This window comes from Reticulibacter mediterranei (assembly GCF_016587455.1).
This window is the reverse complement of the sequence record NZ_BNJK01000001.1, coordinates 3712289-3736068: the sequence shown is the minus strand read 5'-3', so window position 1 is coordinate 3736068 and position 23780 is coordinate 3712289. Positions and strand designations below refer to the sequence as shown.

Annotated in this window: 17 protein-coding genes; 9 read left to right on the top strand and 8 right to left on the bottom strand. The window is 53.2% G+C overall.

What is annotated here, in order from left to right; translation table 11 throughout:
• Positions 1-47: 47 nt before the first annotated feature.
• From rpsO to K3T83_RS16000, 5 genes are all read left to right on the top strand, one after another.
• Entirely contained in the window at positions 48-317 is a 270-nt protein-coding gene (gene rpsO / locus K3T83_RS16020) for a 30S ribosomal protein S15 (RefSeq protein ID WP_220203968.1), read from the top strand.
• Positions 318-695: 378 nt separating this feature from the next.
• A complete protein-coding gene (locus tag K3T83_RS16015) occupies positions 696-3119 on the top strand; it encodes a polyribonucleotide nucleotidyltransferase (RefSeq protein WP_220203967.1) in 2424 nt (807 codons plus the stop codon).
• 122 nt (positions 3120-3241) lie between these two features.
• Positions 3242-3883 carry a uracil-DNA glycosylase gene (locus tag K3T83_RS16010; protein ID WP_220203966.1) on the top strand — a complete coding sequence of 214 codons (642 nt, stop codon included), beginning with the start codon at positions 3242-3244 and terminating at the stop codon, positions 3881-3883.
• Positions 3884-4042: 159 nt separating this feature from the next.
• Positions 4043-4576 carry a L,D-transpeptidase gene (locus K3T83_RS16005; RefSeq protein ID WP_220203965.1) on the top strand — a complete coding sequence of 178 codons (534 nt, stop codon included), beginning with the start codon at positions 4043-4045 and terminating at the stop codon, positions 4574-4576.
• Positions 4577-4877: 301 nt separating this feature from the next.
• Positions 4878-6995, top strand: a complete 2118-nt coding sequence (locus K3T83_RS16000; RefSeq protein ID WP_220203964.1) for a serine/threonine protein kinase — start codon at positions 4878-4880, stop codon at positions 6993-6995.
• Positions 6996-7008: 13 nt separating this feature from the next.
• Here the strand turns inward: K3T83_RS16000 and K3T83_RS15995 are convergent, their stop codons facing one another.
• Complete coding sequence (locus K3T83_RS15995) at positions 7009-7497, bottom strand: GvpU-like protein (RefSeq protein ID WP_220203963.1); 489 nt, start codon at positions 7495-7497, stop codon at positions 7009-7011.
• Positions 7498-7617: 120 nt separating this feature from the next.
• The gene (locus tag K3T83_RS15990; protein ID WP_220203962.1) at positions 7618-11154 is read right to left on the bottom strand and encodes a transglycosylase domain-containing protein; all 3537 of its coding nucleotides are present in this window, start codon (positions 11152-11154) and stop codon (positions 7618-7620) included.
• A gap of 413 nt (positions 11155-11567) precedes the next feature.
• On the opposite strand from K3T83_RS15990, the gene K3T83_RS15985 reads away from it, so the two are divergent.
• The 3 genes from K3T83_RS15985 to K3T83_RS15975 all read left to right on the top strand — a co-directional run bounded on the left by K3T83_RS15985 (position 11568) and on the right by K3T83_RS15975 (position 15457).
• On the top strand, positions 11568-12107 hold the full coding sequence (locus K3T83_RS15985; RefSeq protein ID WP_220203961.1) for a hypothetical protein: 540 nt from the start codon (positions 11568-11570) through the stop codon (positions 12105-12107).
• Between the two features lie 76 nt (positions 12108-12183).
• A complete protein-coding gene (gene rsmA / locus K3T83_RS15980) occupies positions 12184-13068 on the top strand; it encodes a 16S rRNA (adenine(1518)-N(6)/adenine(1519)-N(6))-dimethyltransferase RsmA (protein ID WP_220203960.1) in 885 nt (294 codons plus the stop codon).
• A 142-nt stretch (positions 13069-13210) separates the two neighbouring features.
• Positions 13211-15457, top strand: a complete 2247-nt coding sequence (locus tag K3T83_RS15975) for a serine/threonine-protein kinase (RefSeq protein ID WP_220203959.1) — start codon at positions 13211-13213, stop codon at positions 15455-15457.
• A 54-nt stretch (positions 15458-15511) separates the two neighbouring features.
• Here the strand turns inward: K3T83_RS15975 and K3T83_RS15970 are convergent, their stop codons facing one another.
• Positions 15512-16015 carry a PRC-barrel domain-containing protein gene (locus K3T83_RS15970; protein WP_236064910.1) on the bottom strand — a complete coding sequence of 168 codons (504 nt, stop codon included), beginning with the start codon at positions 16013-16015 and terminating at the stop codon, positions 15512-15514.
• Positions 16016-16279: 264 nt separating this feature from the next.
• Here K3T83_RS15970 and K3T83_RS15965 point away from each other — a divergent pair, with 264 nt between their 5' ends.
• Positions 16280-17536 (top strand): 3-oxoacyl-ACP synthase III family protein, encoded by a 1257-nt coding sequence (locus K3T83_RS15965; RefSeq protein WP_220203958.1) that lies wholly within the window; start codon positions 16280-16282, stop codon positions 17534-17536.
• A gap of 99 nt (positions 17537-17635) precedes the next feature.
• Here K3T83_RS15965 and K3T83_RS15960 read toward each other — a convergent pair whose 3' ends face one another.
• The 5 genes from K3T83_RS15960 to K3T83_RS15940 all read right to left on the bottom strand — a co-directional run bounded on the left by K3T83_RS15960 (position 17636) and on the right by K3T83_RS15940 (position 23607).
• On the bottom strand, positions 17636-18487 hold the full coding sequence (locus K3T83_RS15960) for an arginase family protein (protein ID WP_220203957.1): 852 nt from the start codon (positions 18485-18487) through the stop codon (positions 17636-17638).
• 96 nt (positions 18488-18583) lie between these two features.
• Positions 18584-19219, bottom strand: a complete 636-nt coding sequence (locus tag K3T83_RS15955) for a LysE family translocator (RefSeq protein ID WP_220203956.1) — start codon at positions 19217-19219, stop codon at positions 18584-18586.
• A 111-nt stretch (positions 19220-19330) separates the two neighbouring features.
• Positions 19331-19858 (bottom strand): signal peptidase I, encoded by a 528-nt coding sequence (lepB, locus tag K3T83_RS15950; RefSeq protein WP_220203955.1) that lies wholly within the window; start codon positions 19856-19858, stop codon positions 19331-19333.
• A gap of 266 nt (positions 19859-20124) precedes the next feature.
• Positions 20125-21378 (bottom strand): Glu/Leu/Phe/Val family dehydrogenase, encoded by a 1254-nt coding sequence (locus K3T83_RS15945; RefSeq protein ID WP_220203954.1) that lies wholly within the window; start codon positions 21376-21378, stop codon positions 20125-20127.
• Between the two features lie 579 nt (positions 21379-21957).
• A complete protein-coding gene (locus K3T83_RS15940; RefSeq protein ID WP_236064909.1) occupies positions 21958-23607 on the bottom strand; it encodes a peptide ABC transporter substrate-binding protein in 1650 nt (549 codons plus the stop codon).
• Positions 23608-23780: the final 173 nt, after the last annotated feature.

The following is a 23780-nucleotide window of genomic DNA, read 5'->3' as shown; positions in this document are numbered from 1 at the left end:
CTCCCGATGAAGACATGAATTGTATCACTAGGAGGTGAGTGAGAAGCGTGGCATTGACTGTTCAAGAAAAGGCAGAGGTTATTGCTGATTCCCGTGTCCATGAAACTGATACCGGTTCGCCCGAAGTGCAGGTCTCGATCCTGACGCGTCGTATTAATCAGCTTACCGAGCATCTGAAAATCCATAAGCATGACCTCCATTCACGTCGCGGCCTGATGATGTTGGTTGGGCAACGCCGACGTTTGCTGGCATATATCAGCAAGAAAAGTCCAGAGCGCTACCGGGCGCTAATAACCAGGCTGGGCCTGCGCCACTAGGCACGGATTTGTTGTGGATGCGGTCGGTGTTGTGTCATGGCGCTACCATATGGAACGCCCGACCGCTGCTCCATTTTCTCCACCACAGAAGACCAGAAAGCATTGTCGTGAAAGAAGCGAGCTAGAGCTATCAGTACGAGTGAAGTCAAGAGGCAGAGGGGAAATCCACACACACACAGGACAGATAGATTTGTATGCGATTCGCGCGCGAGCAAGAAGAGACGAAAGATGACTACAGGCGCGATCACAACAACAGGATCGTACATACAAAAGAGTAATTGCACCCAGTTTATTGTAAGCGTTGGGATGTGAAAGACTCTAAGTGAAATGCATGTTGAAGCTATGTTAGGTATAGGGTGCCAATAAGTCGGAGGAAATATGATTCACCGTCAAGAAGCTGTCATTGGGGGCCGCGTCATGAGTATCGAGACCGGTCGTGTGGCAGAGCAGAGTAGCGGCGCTGTGCTGGTGCGCTACGGAGATACCGTTATCCTGGCCACTGCGGTTGGCAGCGATGAGCCTCGTGAAGGTATTGATTTTTTTCCATTAACTGTTGATGTTGAAGAACGTATGTATGCTGCCGGTAAAATCCCCGGTGGTTTTATCAAACGCGAAGGTCGCGCTACTGAACACGCCATTCTCGCCTGCCGTCTCGCTGATCGCCCTCTTCGCCCTCTCTTCCCCAAAGGATATCGCAATGATGTGCAGATCGTCATTACTGTGCTTTCTGTAGACCAGGAAAATGATTCTGATATCATGGGTATTGTCGGCGCTTCTGCCGCTCTAAGCCTCTCTGATATTCCCTTCGCTGGCCCTGTTGGAGCCGTACGCGTCGGCTATATCGATGATCAGCTGGTGATCAATCCCCTGGAGTCGCAGATGTCCCGCAGCAAACTCGATCTGGCAATTGCTGGAACAGCCGATGCGGTGATGATGGTGGAGGCCGGAGCCAAAGAGCTGCCCGAAGATCTGATGCTGGAGGCTGTACGCTTTGGCCACGAGGCGCTGCAAGATATCATTAAGATGCAAGAAAAGTTGATGCAGGTGTCTGGCAAGCCCAAGCGTCCTTTCAACCCCGCTCCGGTTGATGAAGAATTGCACGGGCGCGTGGCCGAGTTTGTGCGTCCTCGCTTCGAGCAGGCTGTCAATAACCCCGATAAAACCGCTCGCTCTCAGGCGCTCAGCCAGGTGCAGGACGAGCTGGTGACAGAACTGGGCACCCTGTATCCCGATCGTTTGAAAGATATCATTAACTTCTACGAGAAAGAGCTAAAAGCGTACGTTCGTAACACGATTCTGGATACTGCTACCCGCCCCGATGGTCGCGACCTCAAAACCATTCGCCCCATCACCTGCGAGGTTGGCCTCCTGCCACGCACACATGGTTCCGCCCTCTTCACACGCGGACAGACGCAGGTTTTGAGCGTGGTGACGCTTGGTTCACCGGGCGAAGAGCAGATCCTTGATGGACTTGGTGCCAGTGAGAGCAAGCGCTTCATGCACCACTATAATTTCCCACCCTTCTCAACAGGCGAAAGCAAGCCTTTGCGTGGTCCTGGTCGTCGCGAGATCGGACACGGCGCTCTGGCTGAGCGTGCCGTTGCAGCGGTCATCCCCTCGCATGAGGAGTTCCCCTACACCATTCGTGCCGTCTCCGATGTGCTCTCATCGAATGGTTCAACCTCGATGGGTTCGGTCTGTGGCACCACCCTCTCGCTGATGGATGCCGGTGTTCCCATTCATGCCCCTGTCGCGGGCGTTGCGATGGGCCTGATCACTGGCGAAGGCGAGCGCGCTGGCAAATGGGCGGTTCTCAGCGATATTCAAGGGATCGAGGATGCGCTCGGCGATATGGACTTTAAGGTCGCCGGTACCGCTGATGGCGTCACCGCCCTTCAGATGGATATCAAGGTCAAGGGCATTACCTACGATATCATGTCGAAGGCGCTGGAGCAGGCGCGTGAAGGCCGCATGTTTATCATGGAGAAGATGCTTGACGCAATCGATGCTCCACGCGAGGAGCTGTCTGAGTATGCGCCACGTATCCAGACCATCAAGATCAATCCTGATAAGATCGGTGCAGTTATCGGGCCGGGCGGCAAAATGATCCGCAAGATTCAGGAGGAGAGCGGCGCGAAGATCGATATTGAGGACGATGGCTCCGTCAATGTCTCCGCAACTTCTAGCGAGGCGATGCAGCAGGCGTTGGATGCCGTACGCGCTCTGACCGAAGAGGTCGAAGTTGGCCGCATCTATACCGGCACAGTTCGCCGCCTCGTTGATTTCGGCGCGTTTGTCGAGATCCTGCCGGGCAAAGAGGGTCTGGTACGCACCTCTCAACTGGCCGATTACCAGGTCAATCGCCCCGAAGATGTCGTCTCTGTCGGTGATGAGATTACCGTGATGGTGATCGAGGTCGATGGTCAGGGACGTATCAATCTTTCCCGTCGCGCAGCTTTGAGCGGCGAGATGCCAACGATTGAGCCTGAAGAGCGCGGCCCCGCGCGTCGTGGCGGTCCCGGTGGACGCTCTGGTGGCGGCTATGGCATGGGACGCGAGCGCGAGGGTTCCGTTGGTGGTGGTCGTGGTCCTGGTGGCTATAATGATCGTGGTGGCTATGGCGGCAACCGTGAGCGCGGCGGCTATAATGAGCGCGATAACCGCGACCGCTATGGTGATCGCAGCAGCGGTGGTGGCTTCGGGCAGCGCCGACCAATGGGCGGCGGTTCCGGTAACACGGGACGTGGCCCCAGTGGTCCTCGCCGTGACAACTACGGTCGTCCACCCGAGCGTCGCTGGTAATCAACCTTTTCTTGCATGGTGCAAATATTGCTTGTTGTTCGCGATTGGACGCCAGTGTTGCCGTCCAATCGCACCCTGATTGCTGATGCCCATTTATTTTCTAGGAAAAGGGGAAATGTTGTATGTCGTCGGAGGAGATGCTGAAAGAGGTAGCCATTGAGGTTTCTACCTGTTCAAAATGTAATCTCTGTAAAGGTCGTACGAGAGCTGTTCCAGGCGAAGGCAATCCCCAGGCGAAGGTGCTTTTTATTGGAGAAGGACCGGGTCAGCAAGAAGATCGACAGGGTCGCCCATTCGTTGGGCCTGCCGGACAATTTCTTGATGAACTGCTGGACAGCATTAATCTGAAACGCTCCGATGTGTTTATTACGAACGTTGTAAAATGTCGTCCCCCGAATAATCGTGATCCCCTCCCTGAAGAGATTGTTGCCTGCGATGAATATCTCAATCGTCAGATTGCCGCAATCCAACCACATGTTATTGTGACGCTTGGTCGCTATTCGATGACAAAGTTCTTTGGCAACGAGAAGATCAGCGCGATTCATGGCCGCGCCCGCAAGAAAGATGGATATATTTGCATTGCGATGTATCATCCCGCTGCTGGTTTGCATAAACCCGATCTCAAAAACGTGATCCGCGATGACTTCAAAAAGATCCCGATCATCATTGCGGAAGCCGAACGTATAGCCAGCGAATCTCCGCGCAAATTGCCCCGGCCTCCCAAGTCCCGTGAGGAGCCACCGCAACAGTTATCTCTTTTCTAATATATAGAAGGGATGCACCATTGTCTCTCATAATGGTGTATCTCTTTTTTTATGCGTGCAACACTTGTGTTTGCAAATATCTTGCATGTATACTCAGAATTGAGGTGGTCATTCCCCGCGACAACCGCAAGGGATTGTCGCTACTAGAAAGGAGTATCCATGTGCTCTTCCATTCGCAAACTGCTATTCATCGCCTCCCTCTCTTTGCTGATGGCTCTGTTCTTGCTGCTTAGCCCGCAAACTGCTCTCCCTTCACATGCAGCCTCGCTTGCTAGTGGCAAAACAATTGTGGTCAGCATTTCTAAACAATGGTTGTATGCGTACAATAATGGCTCGCTCGTCTATAATACGCCAGCTACTACCGGACAACCCGACCTGAGTACTCCCACCGGCACGTATTCTGTCTTTGCTAAGCTTAGTCCGACCACCTTCACGTCTCCCTGGCCGCAGGGATCTCCTTACTATTATCCGCCCACTCATATCAATTATGCGCTCGAATGGAGGACTGGTGGCTTCTTTATCCATGACTCCTGGTGGCGTAGCGTCTATGGTCCTGGCACAAACGTCAATCATTACGATCCCGCGAGTGGTTGGCTCACAGGTACTCATGGCTGCGTGACAATCCCGCTTAAAGCCGCAGCATGGCTCTATAGTTGGGCTTCGATTGGTACATTGGTACAGATTAATCCATAAAACGTTCTCTTTTGACACACTGCAAGCTATAATGGATACGGGGATCTGGCATAGCCAGACCCCGTTCACCGTATGCTTGTCTATACCCCTGGAATACTGTATTCATATGATCTGAAAAAAAGATAATGCGCTAATCTTCTTCCTATCGTAGCCGCGCGATTTATCGCGCAATTCCGCACCTGCGCGACTATGAAACAGGGGAGATCATCACCATAAATTCATAAAACTTGTATAAAAAGCATGTCTAACGCAGAATAGCAGATAGCTGTATGGAGGAACGATATATTTCATGGAGAGCACTATGGGCAATTGGCAAGGTAAGAAAATCGGGCGCTATCAGGTAACACAGTTGCTTGGGCAGAGCAATGGTTGTGTTGTCTGCCAGGCGATTGATGAACAAAATCAGCAGAAGGTTGCTATTAAAATGCTGCCTACTGTTCCGGCAAGCAATCGGGCTTATCTGAACGATGTTGCTGCACAGGCCCGTGCCGTTGCTGCTCTGGAGCATCCACACATTCTTGCTATTCAGGACTTTGGCGAGCAGGAGACCGATAACGGAGAGGTGATGCCCTATCTGGTGACGCCCTACGTTCCAGGTGGAACTCTTGCCGAACGGATGCAAACGCTGAAAGGGATGCTTCCCGTCTACGAAAGCTTACGCTATCTCAGGCAGGCTGCGCGTGCCCTGGATTACGCCCATCACAAACACGTGTTGCATCGCGATGTGCGGCCCGAAAACATGTTCTTGCGCAAGGGCTGGCTGCAACTCTCTGATTTTGGCGCTGTGAAAATGATCAGCGTTGCCAGCCATCTCGGGAGTGCTCGTCCTGAGTACAGAACCCCAGAATATATGGCTCCAGAATTGATCGAGGGAGCGGAAGAGGCCGCCAGCGATCGCTACAGCCTGGCTGTCATTGCCTATCAAATGTTCACGGGACGCTTCCCCTTCCAGGGCAAAACTTCATATGAGACGCTTGCTCGTCAGGTCAAAGAGCAGCCGCCAGAGCCGCGCCAGTTCAATACCTACATTCCGCTAGAGGTTGTACAGGTACTGATGCGTGGTCTGGCAAAACGACCAGAAAGTCGCCCCGCCACCTGCGCAGAATTTCTCGACGCCCTGGAGTTTGGCTGGAAAGCGAGTGGCAAAAGCGATGAAGGCCCGGATATCACCTGGCTTGCCCCCTGGAGTAAGCGCTGGACGGAGGAGGAAGAGGCCGATGAAGGCGCGGAGAGCGGACCATTGCCGGCTCAAAATGTTCAGCCGCAGATCGACTTATCCCCGCTTCAGAGCGAGGCACAGCAGCCGGTAGCGCGTGCCGGGCGTAAGGATAATCTGACGCCGTTTCCGCAACCGCCAGCCGGGTTTGCCCAGCAGTCATTGCTTGCGCATACAACCACTCAGACGCGGCACAAAGATAATTTAACGCCGTTTCCACAGCCGCCAGCGCCTGTCATGCCCGACGATGAGCCAGGCGAGTTTCCAGAGTTCCCTTCCTGGTTGCCCGAACCTTTCCGACAATCGACCCTTTCGAAACCGGCTCAAACGGCACAGGCAGCCCCGGCATCTATTGGCAGCGATCATCAGATGAGCTTTCCAGAAATGCCGACCTGGATACCACAGCCCTTCAACAAAGCGACCATTGCGCAGCCAGTCCAATCTGCGCAATCGGTCCAGGCCGCATCAGTTAGTGAACCAGTTGCAGGATTCCCGGAGCTTCCCTCCTGGTTGCCACAGGCGTTCCAGAGCGCACAAACCGATCAGCCAACTGAGCAGCCGGTCTCGCCGGTCCCACCCATACTACAGCCCGATTCGCCTGTGTATCAGGAGACTGGTCAAAGCGCAAACAATGTGCTACAAAAGCCGCTCTCTTTCGATTCCATTGTTCGCAACGTCATAGAGAAGCAGGTAACTGGGGAAATGCCAAGTGTGACGCCAACAATAGCCTCTGAGCCGGAGCTGCCCAATTTTGGCGGCGTCAGGAAAGGCGAGTCATTTTCCGGTGTGGTGAAGGGGGCAATCGCCGCCCAACAGCATATCTCTCCTTATGCACCGCTACACGAGCCGCTTGTTGCGCGAGACAATAGCGCCAAGTTTGAGGCGGTTGTGAAAAAGGTGATGGAAACAGAGCCACGGATCGCGTCTCCCGCCAGACAAGCTCCTATGCTGGCTTCTGTGCGGACACCGCTGCCCGGCACGCAGTTGCAACAAACGGGACTACAGCGCTGGGAGAGGCGACTACAAGCGTGGATACAGCAAATCCAGCCCTACTTACAGCGAATGTATCAGTGGAGCCGGCAGCGAGCATTACAGGTCTATGTCTGGAGTCGGCAAATAACATTGCAGGTCTACGCCTGGGTGCTGCAACTGGTCAACACCTATGGATCACGTAGCAGGAAGGATCGTTCGACGCGCCAATGAGCGCGTCGAACGCTTATTCTCCGGGAGTTGCTCCCAGTACAAAGGCGTCGATCTCGCTGATCTTGCCGCGCCAGTAGGGGAGCTTCGTGCGATGGCCTGCGTTGAGAATCGTGGTATCGCGCAAATGGACATATTGATAGAGGATGGGTAGCCCTTCGGGGCCGATCTCCGGCTGTTCGGGTGGGGGCACCAGGGCGCTATAGTACTCGCGCAAAAAATCTGCCGTTTCAGGTGCCTCTTGCCGATACATGTTTTCGTAAATATCGATGTGAAACTGTGCGTATGTCTGCGTGCTGACCAACTGACCAAAGACCAGCAGGCCGTGCATTTGAAACATCACTTCAAACTCTTGATTTTGTTGTTCCGCCAACCTGACCCAGAGTTGTAGCGCCATGTCTTGCTTGCCGTAGGTTTGCAGCCAGAGGTTGCGTCGTTCCGTCCGCGTCAACGGGCGAAAGCTGGTTTCAGGGGCTTCGCTATTGTTGTTCTGTTCTGATGCCATAATCTCCTCCCTGTTCATTCTTTGCCAAATCACCCCACGCATACTCATTGTACGCGTGGGGTGATAAAGAAAGCAAACAACTATTTATTGTCATGGAGCGGAAGAGTCCGCCTCCCCTATTTAGTTATTGTTGTCGTTGTTATTGTTATTCCCTCCGTTATCGTTATTCTTGTTATTGCACTTCTTGCCTTTGCAGCTCACGGGTATGGAGTAATTGCTTCCCTGAATAGTTGGCAGCGTGCCGTCGATGTACCAGTCGGTGACGGTTGTTTCGCCCGGTCGTGGCACCAGCCCGGTTGTTGCTGAGACCGTTCCGGCATGTACGTTTTTCGGTTTGACGAAATCGTCCGGCGGAAGCTTGTAGCGCTGGTTGGCGTAATCCATCACATCATGCCAGATGGGACCAGCACCAGTAATACCAGTGACATCATACATTTGCTCGTTGTTGCTGTTGCCGACCCAGACGCCCACCGCCAGATGAGGCGTGTAACCAATCGTCCAGTTATCAGCGAAGTTATCGGTCGTCCCGGTTTTGGCGGCGGCAGGACGATCAAGCTCAAGCGGATTGCCCGGGCCAAATTCGTGATAGCGAGCGGCTTTGTCGGAGAGCATGCTGCTAACCATGAAGGCGACATCTGAGCCAATAGCCTGTGTCCCCTTTGGATGGCTCGTGTCATATTTGTAGAGTGGGCGACCCTGGTTATCGGTAATTTCCAGAATAGAGGTTGGCGACACGCGCATGCCCTGATTAGCGAAGGTGCTGTAGGCGTTGGTCATATGCAGCAACGAAGCCTCTTTCGCACCAAGAGCTATCGATACGCCGACCTGATTCGGTGGCAGATTGCCGATTTCTGGCACTCCAAGGCGGCCCGCCATGTTTAAGATGTTGGGGATGCCCGTAAACATCGCCGTATCGAGTGCTGGAATATTAAACGAGTTCGAGATCGCTGTACGAGCCGTCATGGGATAGTCAGTATGAAACTTGTTATCGTAGTTGTGCGGCGTATAGTATTTTGGCGGTGCCGGATCGGGATAGGGATAGGTCGTTTGATGGTCGGGAATGATCATACCAGGCGACCAGCCCATCTCAAACGCGGTGGCGTAGACGATGGGTTTCATCGATGATCCAGGCTGGCGCACGGAAAGAGCTGCATTAACCTGTCCATTCATCTTGGGATTATTGGCGTTGTAGTTGGCGCTACCATCCATCGCCAGAATTTCGCCAGTTGCCGGATTCATCACCATCACAGCTCCGTTGTTCACGTTTTTATCGCGGCTCAAGATGCCATAAAAGCCGAGGTAGTTATCGTTCTGCTGCTGATAGAGCTTACTGTAAACAATCTGCTCGACCTTTTTTTCCAAATCCAGATCCAGCGTTGTGTAGACGTTAAAGCCGCCGGAAACCAGCGTTTGCGCTCCTAACAGGTTGGTTAATTGGTCGATGACGTAGTTGACGAAATGCGGTGCCTGTCTGCTGGCCCGCCGCTCCGCAAAATGTGAGATGAACTTGTACTTTGCCATTTCGTCGGCTGCTTTGTTGGCCTGTGCCTGGGTGATCTTGCCCGTATCGACCATTGCTTGCAGAACGGCCTTCTGACGTACCAGTGCAACCGGTTTGTTGGTGGTTGGAGCGTAGTAGGTCGGGCTTTGTGGCAGACCAGCCAACATTGCAGCCTGAGCGAGATCAAGCTGGGCTACAGCTGGTACACAGCGGTTTTTATCGCATTTGGGCATCAGACCGAAGTAGTCCTGAGCAGCCGCCTCAGCACCATAGTTGATGTTACCGTAGTAGACGGTGTTCAAGTACATCTCCATGATTTTCCATTTAGGATATTGCTGGGTAAGTCCGGCTGCAAGCAGTGCCTCTTCCATTTTCAACTGGAATGTGCGCGGCTGATTGTCGAAGAGTTGCTTTTTGATCAACTGCTGCGTGACGGTACTGCCGCCGCCCTGCACATCGCCGCTCTGGGCGATGGCAAATGATGCGCGCGCGATGCCAACTGGATCAACGCCATCGTTCGTCCAGAAGGTGCGGTCCTCGATTGCTACCGTGGCATCGACAAGCAGCGGCGAAATGTCTTTGTAGTTTACATAGGTACGCCGACCACGATCCAATTGTTGATCGTATAGCTCATAAATCAGTTTACCGTTGCGGTCATAGATATGAGTGGTTTGAAAGAGCGAATGTCCTGCGATACCGTCGAGCAGCGGGAGCTGGGCTTGATAGTAGCCATAGGCGGCACCGGCACTTGCCGAAAACAGGGTGGTGAAGACGATCAGGATCACCGCTGCAACCGTGACGAGGCGCGGAGCTACATCCTTTGTGCGCTCGTGTCGCTTTTTGCGTATCAACATACGATTAACGCGCATGCGATGCTGGCTAATAGCATCAGGTCGTGTTGTAGTTACCGCGACGCCTGCTGGTGGGGCTGGAGGTCGAGTAAGAACGGCTACCGCTTTTTTGTGCGTGCCATTCGTGGACTCCGGTTCAGGAGGTGGTAGCTTGGCAGCTTCCTTCTGTGCTCGTGCCGCTGCGAGCTGTTCCTGTACCTCTTTCTTAGAGATAGCGGCGGTGGACATGTCGGCAACGTGTTTTTCTGGCTTGGCTGGCTCGGACAGCTTTTCGCCATTTTGCTTCGCCGGTTCAACCGGAGGCGTCGCAGGCGGTTTTGTGTCGTTCTGCTTTCCCACCTTTTGTTCAGGCATCGCTACCGTCGATTGTTCCGCGATATCCTTTTTCGTGGCCGCAGGTTTGGGTGTGACGCGTCCGGCTTTGGCCTCCAGTTCTTTCTTTGCCTTCGCCGCTGCGAGCTGTTCCTGCACCTCTTTCTTAGAGATAGCGGCGGTAGACATATCGGCGATATGCTTTTCCTGTTTAACGGGCGCGGCTGGCTCTTCTATTGCCTTTTGCTCAAACATAGCAGTAGTCGGCTGCTCTGTGATGTCTTTTGCCTGTGTTTTCTGTTTAGACGGAACTGGCCCATCTTTTTTTTCCTCCGGCTCCTTTTGAGCAAGATCAGGCTGAGCGCTTTCTGCTTTGCTCTGGTGCTCTCCCTGTTTGCTGGCGGGAATAGCTGTGGTGGGCATGTCGGCAACATGTTTTTTTGCCTCATCTGGTTGCTCTGCCTTTTTGTCGGCAGGAAGAAACGCGGGTTGTTCCTCCTGTTGTGGCGGGGGAGGAGTTATTGGAGGCGTAGCTGCCTTTCTCGCCTGTGGTCGCCGGGGAACAATGGCAGCTCCCTGGTTCTTTTTCGCCTGTGGCCGCTTAGGGATGGCAGGCGGAGGAGTCTTTGGCACGGATGGTTGAGGTATTGGTGGGGCTTTAGCCTCTGGCGTTTTAGCATCAGCAGATTTTGTTTCAGTGAAAACCTCTGGCTGATCGGCCTTTTCAATATTTTTGCGCACTGGAGCCTCATCTGGTGTGGCAGGCGTTTCTTTTGATGCCTCTGGAGTGGTTACAGAAGGCTTGTTTGTTTGTTCTGGTGGGTGCTGCTCACGAGACGTTTCGTTTGTCTTTGGCTCAGGGGTACGCTCATTGTTGTTGGATGATGAGGGCTGCCTTTGCTTTTTATCCTTACGAGCGCCGCCGGAAACGGCTTGATGTTTAGCAGTATCTTCTTCAAGGCTTTCATTATTCTTTTTATCTTCTATAGACATACTAACCTTCCTCGTGGCCTTGACGTGCTTGCACTATCCTTAGCGTCCCTTCAAATAATTTTTCGATCATAACAATAAATTTTGTAATGGTTCAATTCGAAAGATACACCGATAGAAAGCCAACACTTCGCAAGAAGCTTGACCGGCTACGGTGGGTATAAGATACAACACATCATTATAACGATTTAGTGCCCAACTTTGTTTCGCAAATATGACCGATGGACGGTGCAACTATCCTCTAATGCATTCGTACTATATTAGTAGAGAGTTATCAGTAATCCCCCTTTCGTAAAGCGATGTATCGCGGGGAAGCTGGTCGTGCGATCTCCCCCGCGATACATCGCTCGACTACGAAACGTTGGGAGAAGATGAATGGTAAGTAGAGGGGTTCCACAGAGTCGAAGGAATGCAGCATGAATCAGCAAGAATTTTATCAAGAACCGGAAAGACGTAGTAGACAGCAGCGAGGGAGAGAGGCGTATTCTCGCAAGAGCGGCGAGGTGCCGAAAGAAGAGCACCCATCAACGTTTGATGACGTTGTTGAGGATGCTGCGCCGCAGTATGCTTATCGCGCACAGGATGACCGCCGCTCATCATCACAGGCTCGCTCACATGAACGCTTCGCAGCTGGTCCTCCTCCTGAACAGCGCTACGGCCCCTGGTATCAGCAGCGATCACGCCTGCATCAGCGAACGGCGTATTCATCGCCCTGGCAGAATCCCTTGATACGCTGGTCGGCCATCATTCTAGGTATTCTTGTGGTGCTGCATATCCTACCCTTCCTGGTCTCTATGTTGCTGGTGATACTGGGCGTGCTGGCGGTGGCTCTCCTCCTGCCCATTTTTATCATTGGTGGTATACTGGCAGCTCTGGCTATTCTAGCGCTGATTGTTTTGAGGATGTTAGGTATTCCTATCCGCTGGAATCGCTTTCATGCCCGCCGCTTTGATTAGATGCTGTGTTTTGCATTGACAGCGCTAACTGGCTCTGTTAGAGTAAAAACAATTACGACGGATAAGAGAAGAGAGATTGTCAGACTATACTAGAGACATAGAAAAAGATATTGATCTTACCGATGTGCATGTGCTGCGATCTGTGTTGCTGGCACATGGTACGCGTCCGAATAAATCCTTTGGGCAAAATTTTCTGATTGATCGTGCAGCTCTGGAACAGATCGTGGCGGCGGCAGAGATCGCGCCTGATGATGCGATTTTAGAGGCAGGCGCGGGAACCGGTGTGTTGACACGAGAGCTGGCCCGGCATGCACGGCGCGTTGTGGCGGTCGAGCTGGAGCGGGATATGCTGACGCTGCTGGCAAAGACGACGCGCGCTTTTACGAATATTGAGGTGCTTGAGCGTGACCTGCGCTTCGTTGATCCCGTCGAACTCTTCGGGCATGAACCCTATAAGCTGGTGGCGAACCTGCCCTATTATATTACCGCGCCAACGTTTCGCCATTATCTGGAAAGCGAGAATCCGCCACGCCTGCTGGTGGTCATGGTTCAGCTGGAGGTGGCGCAGCGCATCATCGCCGAGCCGGGCGATTTAAGCCTGCTGGCGGTAAGTGTGCAGTTTTACGGGCGTCCCAGCTTGATTGCACGGGTTCCGGCTCGCTCTTTTTATCCCGCGCCTAAAGTCGATTCGGCTATTCTGCGGGTGGAAGTTGATCCCCAGGCTCCTCTTTCTCATGCCGAACGCGACCAGTTCTTTCGCGTTGTGCAGGCTGGTTTCAGCGAGCGACGGAAGCAGTTGCATAACTCTTTGACGCACGGACTGCACCAGAAGAATGAGATTGTGCGGGAATGGTTGAAGCTTGCCAATATCGATGCCAGCCGGCGCGCCGAGACGTTGAGCGTTGACGAATGGCTGCATTTGTGGCGGGTGATAGAGCAGACAAAGCAGACCAGCCGCTAAGAGCGTACTCATTTTGTGCTATCATAATATGGGGTAATGATATTTCGTGGGAAATTTTCAGTGATCCGCAACCCTGGTTGTTGTATCACGTTTAATAGATATATACGTTGAGAATATTCAAAAGAGCGGGTAAATAGAATTTATGGCAACGCAGGAGCAGTTCTGTGAGAACTGTGGGGCAGCGAATGTATTGACGGCTCGCTTCTGCCAGTATTGTGCCGCGCCGCTCCCATTCCGTCATACCACAGGCTCTTTGCCTGAACAGACGTTATTGAACGGTCGCTATGAACTGATTGCTCGTATCGGCCAGGGCGGAATGGGGGCAGTCTATAAAGCAGTCGATACTCGTTTTGATAATCGCCCTATCGCAATTAAAGAGATGAGCCGCGCCGGGCTATCTTCTACTCATGCACAGGAGGCAGAAGACGCCTTTGAGCGCGAATCAAGCTTGCTTTCAAAGTTGACACATCCCAATCTGCCTCGTATTTATGACCATTTCACCGGTAATGAGCGCTCCTATCTGGTCATGGACTTTATCGAAGGGCAGACGTTAGAGGAGTATCTGGAGAAGGAGAATGGCAGCTCCGTCTCTCTCGAATATGTTCTGTCCTGGGCACAGCAGCTTTGTGATGTGCTGGACTATCTGCACAATCAGCAGCCGCCGATCATTTTTCGTGACCTCAAACCATCGAATGTCATGATTAGTAGCGGCAAGCATGTTTTCCTGATTGATTTTGGTATTGCCCGTGTCTTTAAGCCGGGCCAGTCGCACGATACGGTTGCGCTTGGCTCTCCAGGCTTCGCTGCCCCTGAGCAGTACGGAAAGGCACAGAGTACGCCGCGCTCCGATATTTACAGCCTTGGCGCACTGCTCCACTGCCTCTTGACCAGTGTTGATCCCAGCGAACAACCATTTTTCTTCCGACCAGCCGTTGAGATCAATTCCTCGGTTCCTATCGAGTTGAACGATCTGCTGCAAAAGATGTTGAATATGGACGCGGAGAAGCGCCCCGCCAGCGCGCAGGAGGTGCTAACGGTATTGCGCCGCGTCGATGAGCAGCGCATCAGCGGCACGCTGCCTCTCAATCCGGTCCGCACGCCATCTTCATATGCGACCACCTCATCGTACGCCACGACGCCAGCGGCTCCCCTCACTTCCGGCTCTCGTCGTCTGCTACAGGATGCTTATCAATTGTATACGCAGCGGCGCGTCAGAGAGGCGCTGACCGTCTACGATCAGGTGATCCAGACCGACAGTTTAAATGCAGAGGCGTGGCAGGGACGTGGACTGACGCAGGCGCTCAATGGACAGCATAGCGCGGCCTTTTCGTCTTTCGAGCGTGCTTTACAACTTGATTCGTCGCTTGTGACCTCTTTGAACGGAAAAGGGGCCGCGCTCAATATGATGCATCGCAATAAAGAGGCGCTGGACGTTTTTGAGCAAGCGATTAAGCTTGACTCAACCAACGCCGTTGCATGGAGCGGGAAAGGTGCAGTATTAAGTGCGCTTGGTCAGCCGGAGCAGGCGCTGGAAGCTTTTAAATTCGCGCTCCATTTCGATTCGCAGATGGCCCAGGCATGGAGCAATAAGGGATTGGTGTTGCGCCAGCTGAAGCGCAATCCCGAAGCGTTACGGGCTTTTGAGCAGGCCTTGAGCCTCGATCCTAACTCTGCTGTGTATTGGAATGGTAAGGGGCTGGTCTTATATGAGATGGGTCGCCTCAACGATGCATATCAGGCGTATCAGGAGGCGCTCAAACGCAATCCAAACTATGCTCCCGCGCTCTTTGGCCTGGGCAACGTCTTCTATGCTCAGCGCAAGCTCCGTAGCGCTCTGGATGTCTATGATCGTGCGCTCAAAATCGACCGTAATTTTGTGAAGGCCTGGGATCGTCGCGGCAATGTGCTTGGCGATCTGGGGCGTTATAGCGAGGCGCTTGAATCCTATGAGCAGGCGCTGCGAATCGATGCGCGTTATGCTTCTGCCTGGAACGGCAAGGCCAGCGTTCTCTGCCATATGGAGCGCTACGACTGGGCGCTGGATGCCTATGATCGCGCGCTGCGGATCAATCCGAACGCTCATCTTTCCTGGAATGGCAAGGGTAACGCCTTCTACCAGCTTGGACAGTATGAGCGCTCTTTAGAAGCCTATGAACGTGCGCTACAGATCAACCCCAGGATGGTCTCTGCGCTGCACAATAAGGCGCTGGTTCTCAAACAACTGGGCCGTTTTGAGGAGTCGCTGAAGGCGGCGGAAGCGGCGATCAATCTGTCTCCGAAAGATCCCGATAACTGGCAGCGCAAGGCCGAAGCGCTCAAGAAGTTGCGTCGCCGTAAAGAGGCTCGCGAGGCTGAAACGCAGGTTGCCCGCTTGCGCGGAGAAATGTAAACGTAGCGACAACCGCAAGGGATTGTCGCTACGTGGGAACGGATAATCTTTGTGTTAGCGCAATCTTCGGGCGATCTGATCGTGGATGATCATGGTATCGTCATCGTATGTTGCAATGGAATCGGCGGTGAAGAGTTTGGCGTGGCGTTGTGAACGTCCATCTGATCCAGCCAGCTCAAGGCCCGCGATCCTCATTGCGGTGAGTGGCTCAATGTTCAGCCAGATCTCGCCAATTGTTCCCACCTTGTCTCCGTTCTCTCCGATGACGTTGCGCCCGATCAAGTCTTTGCTGGTGGGCAGAGGGGGTAGGGCTTTGATCAGCATATTTTCGTTAGCGATGGTCACGCGGCCCCCGCCGAGGGTTTTCAGTGCTCGTACGGGCAGGGAATAACTACCGTGAACGCGAGTGCGCACCAGCAGCGAACCAACAGAGTTGGTTCCTTCTTTGAAAAAGAAATCTTCGACAGTACCTAATGACTTTCCCTGTTTAGGAACATAGACCACCAGTCCACGTAAATCAGACCATTTTTTGCTTGTGCTATTAGTGATAGTTTGCATATGGGTAACAACTCCTTAAAAATAGGATATTTATGGATTTCAATGATAGAACGAACGAAGTGTGTTCCACTACTACATTTTTCGTCTCCACCATTCGTAGCAGGTGTTTTCTCCCTTCTTATCATAGTCCGATTTGGCCGACTTTGCCATAGACTCTTTTTAGAGAGTCACATCAATATTGCGCGGATAAATACTTTCCATTATACTGAGACCAGATATCGTATTGCATTGAAAATGAAAGATGGGTAGGATAGTACATAACGTATGGCTCTCACCACAACCGGTCTCTGGCCACAATACACGTATATCGTCCCGGACATCTATACAAAGGCAAAAATGCGCCTGGTAGGGCTGGGGATGTACGCTCCGCGAGGACTGATCACCAACGATTTTTTTGCCGCTATCTCCACCAGCCTCGGCAGCTCGCGTTCTGCCAAAGACCTTGAGCGAGCAACCGGCCTGGAGACACGACGGGTACGAGCCAGCACGCTCAATCTCTGCCGCCAGATTGCGGGCGCTGATGCTCCGGGCCTGATTGATGATCCCGAGGCACCTGCTGAAGAATCGCTTGTCGATATGGCGGTGATTGCCGCGCAACGCGCCCTGGCAAGTGCAGGGCGCGATGCCTCGGAGATCGACACGATCCTTGCCGCCTCCTCCTCTGATAACGAAGCATTCCCGACGATAGCAGGATTGGTACAGCTTCGGCTGGGATGCAGGCCCGTGCGCGCCTCGACGCTCAAGGGCGCCTGTGCCTGCGATACTGAGATCTTTCAGATGGCTGCCGAAGTGCTGGCGGCAAGTACCGCTCGTCTGGTGCTGATCATCGCTGCTGAATCTCTGCTTGCCAATGCTACCCATCTTCTGGATTGGAAAACCAGTTCCTTGTTTGGTGAGGGAGCCTCCGCGTTTTTGTTGGAGCGTAGCGATAGCGAAGAGGATGAGACCTACATCATCAACGGATACGATGCGCGGCACGCTGCTATTTTGTGCTATCAAACTCCTCTGCGCACCGAGGCAGCAGCGATGGCGGCCATCGATCATGAGATATTGCATATGTATCAGAAGGGAAAGATGGAAGAGGTCAATCGCCTGCTTGCGCAATACATGGTAGGCTACATGAGCATGAACGGGAAGCGGGTCTATCGTGAAGCGCCACGAGCGATGGCGGAGTGCGTCGATGTGCTGTGCAGGCATGCTCAGCTTGACCCGGACGATCTCACCCATATCATTGCGCACCAGGCCAATTCGCGTATTTTACAGCGCGTGGGCGAGGTCTTGATCTCCGAATATCAATGGCCCGAGTCCACCAGCACAAAAATAGCCGATCATTTCCGCTATTATGGCAACCTCTCCAATGCGAGCATCGGTATGGCGCTGGTTGAATCGTTGCGCAAGGGCAATCTGCACGAGGGAGAATGGATGGCTCTCCCTGCGGCTGGTGGCGGCATGCACTATGGTGCCTGGCTGTTGCGCTATCACGGCCTGAAACATGTAGAAGAGGCCATTCGCGACGCGTGAGCTTTAACCAGGATGTCGTAGTCGAGCGATTGATCGCGGGGAAAACGAACGACAAGCGCGCCCCGCGATCAATCGCTCGACTACGACGGTATAATTCGTTTATCGCGTTTGTGCCGCTTCTGCGATGGTGGCGATCATGTTCAGGGCCGTCTGGAGCGTTTTTTGCTCGGGATCACGATCAGGATTGTAGGCGGTCAGTGCGGCTGCTTTGATGGGCAGATAATGCGCGATGGTATGGATGGCTTGCTCCACCTCTTGTGGTGTGGGACCGCCCGGGACGGGAAAGTCGAAGCCGGGCATGTTTTGCCCATCGTGTACGTCCAGATCGAAGTGCAGATAGATGTCGCGTACATCGGTAGCCAGTTCTTGTAGTCGTGACTGTGGCTGCTCCTGTTGCAAGGTCTCAACTGGCAGGACCGTGATGGCCGACTCTGTGAGCTGTATCTGTTCCTGTTCGTCCACGTCGCGCACTCCGACCATCACCACATGTGAATCTGTCACTGGAGCGCTATTCCCGATCTGCGACCACAAATCTTGATAACAGCGTCCAGTTGCGATAGCGAGAGGCATACCGCCAAAGTAGCCGCTCACGGTCGTTTCGGGCGTGTTGAAGTCGGCGTGGGCGTCGAGCCAGATAATGCCAGTCTTTGCATGATCGAAACCTCCCAGGATGCCCAGGCTCAGATCGCACGAGCCACCCAGGATCAGCGGGAAGGCATTGGCAGCCAGGGTCTCTTCAACCGCATGTGCGACCAGTTTGTTGATGGCAACGGAGGCGTGTAGCTGTTCCGCTGGCAATTCTTCCACGTGCAGACGCTTCACCAATACCGTATGTCCATTATCGGCGAGCAGTTGTTCCGCGCCAGCCTGTCGATAGAGCAGGGGAGCCTTGCCCATGCCGTAGTTTTCGCGGCCAAGATCGTAAGGAACCAGAATAAGATGTATTTGCATACTGTTGTCCTTTCTTCCTCCCTTTCTCTCTCTTTCACGATTGAGGGGGCCGAGAGAATTCATGCGATGTGTCACGTGAAACGTTGAGCTTGAACACTAGCGCTTCTCGGAGCCGGTCACAGCGGTCGTGACGCCAAGCAGGATGTAGATGCTGCCAGTAATATAGCGTTGCCAGCGCTGGATATAACTGTTCTGAGTGAGCCAGCGACCGGCTGCCGAACCAAGTAGCGAATAGAGGCTATCAGTACAGACGCCGACCAGCTCGAACAGCACGCCAAGTATAAGCATTTGCGCGACCGGCGAACCCCTGCTGGGATCGACAAATTGGGGCAGGAAAGCGTAAAAGAAGAGGGCTGTTTTGGGATTGAGCAGATCTACCAGGAAACCTTGCAAAAAGATCTGTGTAAAGCTTTTAGATGGCGTTGCGACGATCTGTGACTGTTTCTCACGTGTAACCAGTGTGCGGATACCCAGATAGATCAGATAGGCTGCACCGAGATATTTCACCACGTTGAAGGCGAGGGCGGAAGCCAGCAGCAGCGCGGAGAGTCCCAGCGCCGCAGCAGCAGCGTGGAGTAATCCAGCCATCTCGATACCCAGGACAGAGGCAAAGCCAGCTCGTTTCCCCTGAGCGGCACTACAGGTTACAATATAAACAACGGAGGGGCCAGGGATAAGCAGCAGACCCAATGCCGCCAGTGCAAAGAGCAGAAGGTTGGTCAGGGTTGGCATATGTACCTTCTCTAACTAAAGCAAACGACGTTCTCATGTGTGTACAGAAGATAGTGTACAAGGAGAACAGTCGAGGTGACAAGGGCCGGACCCTGACAATCTCTCTCCACATCAAGGAGCGAGGTTTGGCGTATCTATGATCTTTAATTTGTCGGTAGGCCAGTAGACAAAGATCGCTTTACCCACAATATACGTTTTCGGAATTGGTCCCCAGTAGCGCGAATCCTCGCTAGAGGGGCGATTATCTCCGAGCACAAAATATTGATCGGGAGGAACTTTCCAGGTATTGACGATAGGCGTGGCGCTCGCACTGACATAGGGTTCCCGCAACACTGTATTGTTGACCTTGATCTGTGTACCATCGATTTGCACGGTATCGCCGGGCAGACCGATGATGCGGCGAATATAATCGATGTTGGTATTGGTGGGAAGGTGAAAGACAATCACGTCGCCGCGCTGGGGGGGACGGAAAAGATAGGCCTGTTTGTTAATCATCACATAGCTATCGGCACTCAATCCCGGCTGCATGCTAGCATCGTTTACATGATAGCTCTGGGTCAGCAGACGGATGAGGAAAAAGAACAGAACGGTTATAGCGACGATTTCAACAATTTCTCGTAGCAAATGGGGACGTTTCATTGCGCCATCTCGCTTAAAAGAATATTCAACAATGAGAGATCAACTGACTGTGTAGAAAAACTGGCTGTGTGATATGCATCCTAGCATAGAGAACGGAGGGTGACAACAAATTGTGACTATTGGCCCGGCTTTTCACTGTGGAATTGGTAAATCTACACCCATGATGGGTTTTTATAGCCAAAACTGAGCAAAATGGTTCGTAATGAAAGGGGGTAGAGGCGCTCTTCCTGCCAGAAAGAGCGCCCATGTCTGCAAATGACTGATTCTTAGGGGTAGACGCCGCGAATCTCAGTCGCTTCGGCCACACGTGCCACGGCAAGCAGATACGCACCCAGGCGGAGATTGACCTGTTGCTCCTCTGCTTTATCACACATGGCGCGATAGGCGCGGGTCATGATCGATTCGAGGCGGTTGTTGATCTCGTTCTCAGCCCAGAAGAAGCGTTGAAGATCCTGTACCCACTCGAAGTAGCTGACCGTGACACCGCCGGCGTTCGCCAGGATATCGGGGATCACCGGGATGCCGCGCTCATTCAGGATCATGTCGGCCTCGGGCGTCGTGGGACCATTGGCCGCCTCGATAATCATGCGCGCCTGAATGCGGGGAGCGTTACTTCTCGTCAACTGGTTTTCCAGTGCCGCCGGGATAAGCACGGTGCAGGGCAATTCGAGCAGCTCTTGATTTGTCACCGCCTCAGCCCCCGGCAGACCTTTCAGACCGCCATGTTCGCGTGAATAGCGTAACGTCTTATAGACATCCAGGCCCGCAGGATTGTAAACGCCGCCTGAGATATCGCTGACACCCACCACTTTGCAGCCCATCTCACTGATCAGGCGCGCGGTGATGCTGCCAACGTTGCCAAAGCCTTGAATGACAACGGTTGTCTCCTCCGGCTTCATGCCGCGATCCCGCATAGCTTCTCGCGTCACAAATTGCACGCCGCGAGCAGTGGCCTCCAGGCGTCCCTCGCTGCCACCGATCGCCAGTGGCTTACCAGTGATGGCAGCTGGCACCGAATACCCTTTGTGCATGGAGTAGGTATCCATGATCCAGGCCATTACCTGGGGATTGGTGTTCATATCGGGCGCTGGGATATCGCTATCGGGTCCAATCAGGATAGAGATCTCGGTGGCATAGCGGCGGGTGAGGCGCTCCAGTTCTGCATGGGACATTTGATGGGGATCGCAAATGACACCACCTTTGGCCCCACCAAAGGGAATGCCAACTACTGCACATTTCCACGTCATCCACATTGCCAGCGCGCGAACTTCGTCGAGAGAGACCTGGGGACTATACCGAATACCACCTTTTGCCGGACCACGATTGATATTATGCTGTACCCTGTACCCCGTAAACATACGTACATCCCCATTATCCATGCGTACAGGAAAATTGACCGTTAATTCTCGTTTAGGTTTGCTCAGTATTGCGCGCATCGCTTGAGAGAGACCAAGACGCCGCCCGGCGTCCTCAAACTGCGCAACTGCCATTTCATAAGGATTCATGATATCAATAGCCATAAAAAAGAAACCTCCTTGATAGTGGCCTATCTTAGACCATTATGCTACTTTGCATGTGAAGCGTCGTCGCTTCTCCCAACTATCCAGCACAACAGCCATTCAGTATATGAGTAAAACGCAAGCAGAGCTTACTATTAGAACCTGAGTAACAAATAGCCCTGCAATGCGAAAACCCGCCCAAGTTGTGAGAACATGGGACGGGCTTTATGAAATTGTTGCTCTTGCTTCAGTATATCACTTCTTTTGAGCAGCTTTCAAGACAATGTTGCCTGGAATAACCTTTTCGGGTACTTATGAGTTTGATGATTTCGTAGTGGAGCGATTTATCGCGGGAACACTCCACAAGCTCCCCCCGCGATAAACCGCTCCACTACTACTCTGTCAATCTTCATTCGTTGGTGCATCCAGAACATCCTGTGGGTTGGGACCGGATATGGTAGGGGCGACGGCTTGTCCTCGCCCGCCTCCATAGGCGCGATGAGGGGCCACATTGGGCGAGGACAAGCCGTCGCCCCTACCATATCCGGTTGTCTTTCCAATGTGTGATTGAAGTTTGACAGAGTACTACGACCAAAAGAGTTAACGTTGCAATAAGTAGACATCTGACCAATCGCCGAAAAAGAGACCATTGCCATTGACGGTCACGCCATGCACTTTTGAAGGGATGATTGCGGCCATCGACTGATGATCCAGGGGGAGCCAGCCAACGTCCGAAATGGCGATCTGCTCGGCTTTGTTGTAGAGCGTGATGCGATCCTCGCCCATCGTCTTTTCGGCCTGCTGTACCGTTTGATCGAACCCGGCATTGTGCCACTGGCCGTTGTTGTTGTCGGCCGTCGAGAGCAGGTTAAGCGTCAGCCAGTCGTAGGGATCGGGGAAGTCCGCGCTCCACTGCGTAAAGCCGAACTGCACAAGATGTTTAGCGGTCTCGTCGTTGTAGGCGTTTAACTCCACCGCCCGCAGTTTGACCTGGACACCCAGCACGGTCTGCCACATGCCCTGGAGGGCCGATGCCTCTGCGGAACTGACCTGAGAACTGGGATACGAGAAGGTGATTGATGGCACTTTGGTTACGTCAGGATAGACCGATTGCAGCAGTGATTTCGCCTTGTTGCTATCGTAGCTCAGGCCGGGATAGTCTTGCTGATAACCGGGCATGCCGGGAGGAATGATGGTTTGCGCTGGCGTCACCGCGTCTTTCAAGACGGAGCTTGCCAGCGCATTTTTATCGGTGGCATATGCGAACGCCTGACGTACCGCAACGTTATCGAACGGTGGCTTTGTGTTATCGAAGAAAAGCAGGTCCGTTTGCAAGAGCGCCGTGCGCGAGAAGCCCGGTTGCCCCTTCGCCATTTGTTGATCGGCTGGAGTGATGTTCCAGATAAAATCATACTGTCCCGCACGGTAGGCCTTGAACGACGTGGAGGGATCGTTGACAAAATACATATCGACTTCGCTCAGACGCGCCTTGCCGCCGTAGTAGTGAGGGTTAGGCACGAAGACCATGCGAACGTCATGTTGCCACTCCTTCACCATAAACGGGCCGGTGCCAACGCCTGCATCAGCCACATGCTGTGTCCAGTTGGCCTGTCCAAACTGTTCGATCACTTTCTGATTAAGGGGATAAAAAACTGAGGTGGTCAGGGCCGCCAGAAAGTAGGGCGTTTGCTGCTTCAACTTCACCTGTAACGTCTGGTCGTCGAGCGCCTTGACGCCTGCCAGCGTCTTGCTTTTGCCGCTGGCTACCTCGTCTGAGCCGACAATAGGGGCGGCAAAGAAGGAGGCAACCGGCGATCCAACCGCTGGCAGCAAAGCTCTTGTCCAGGTATAAACGTAGGTCTGAGCTGTAACGGGCGTGTCATCGGAGAAGGTCAGGCCAGGCTTGAGCTTGAAGGTGTAGGTTTTGCCATCAGGCGATATTTGCCAGGTAGCTTGATCGGGAACGATGTTCAGGTTCTTGTCGGTACGCACCAGCCCGCTATAGATCATGCTCACAGCCACCGCCGAGTTTGCGTCCGGTCCCTGCGCGGGATCTAATGTGCGCAGATCGGATGTGCCCACGTTGGGGAGCTTTAAAATCTGGCTTGCCGCTGGTGCCGGCGTGCCGGAGGGTGTAGGCGCGGTGTTGGCGTTTCCTCCGCCGCATGCCGCCAGCAAGAATGTTATGCTAAGAAATAAGACAAAAGGGGGAAGACGCCATGCAGCTTTAAGGGGCGAATAAGGTCGCATGCAAAGCCTCGCTTTCTCGAAAATAAACATCTATGGTTGTGAACCATGCCTCTCTCATGATGTCGTCGTTACTGTTCAACTCCATTACAATCAGGGCGGGTAACACATTGTTTTTCTCTAACACTATATACAACACTTTTCGGGATTTGAGTATTAGAAACTAGTGTTTGAAA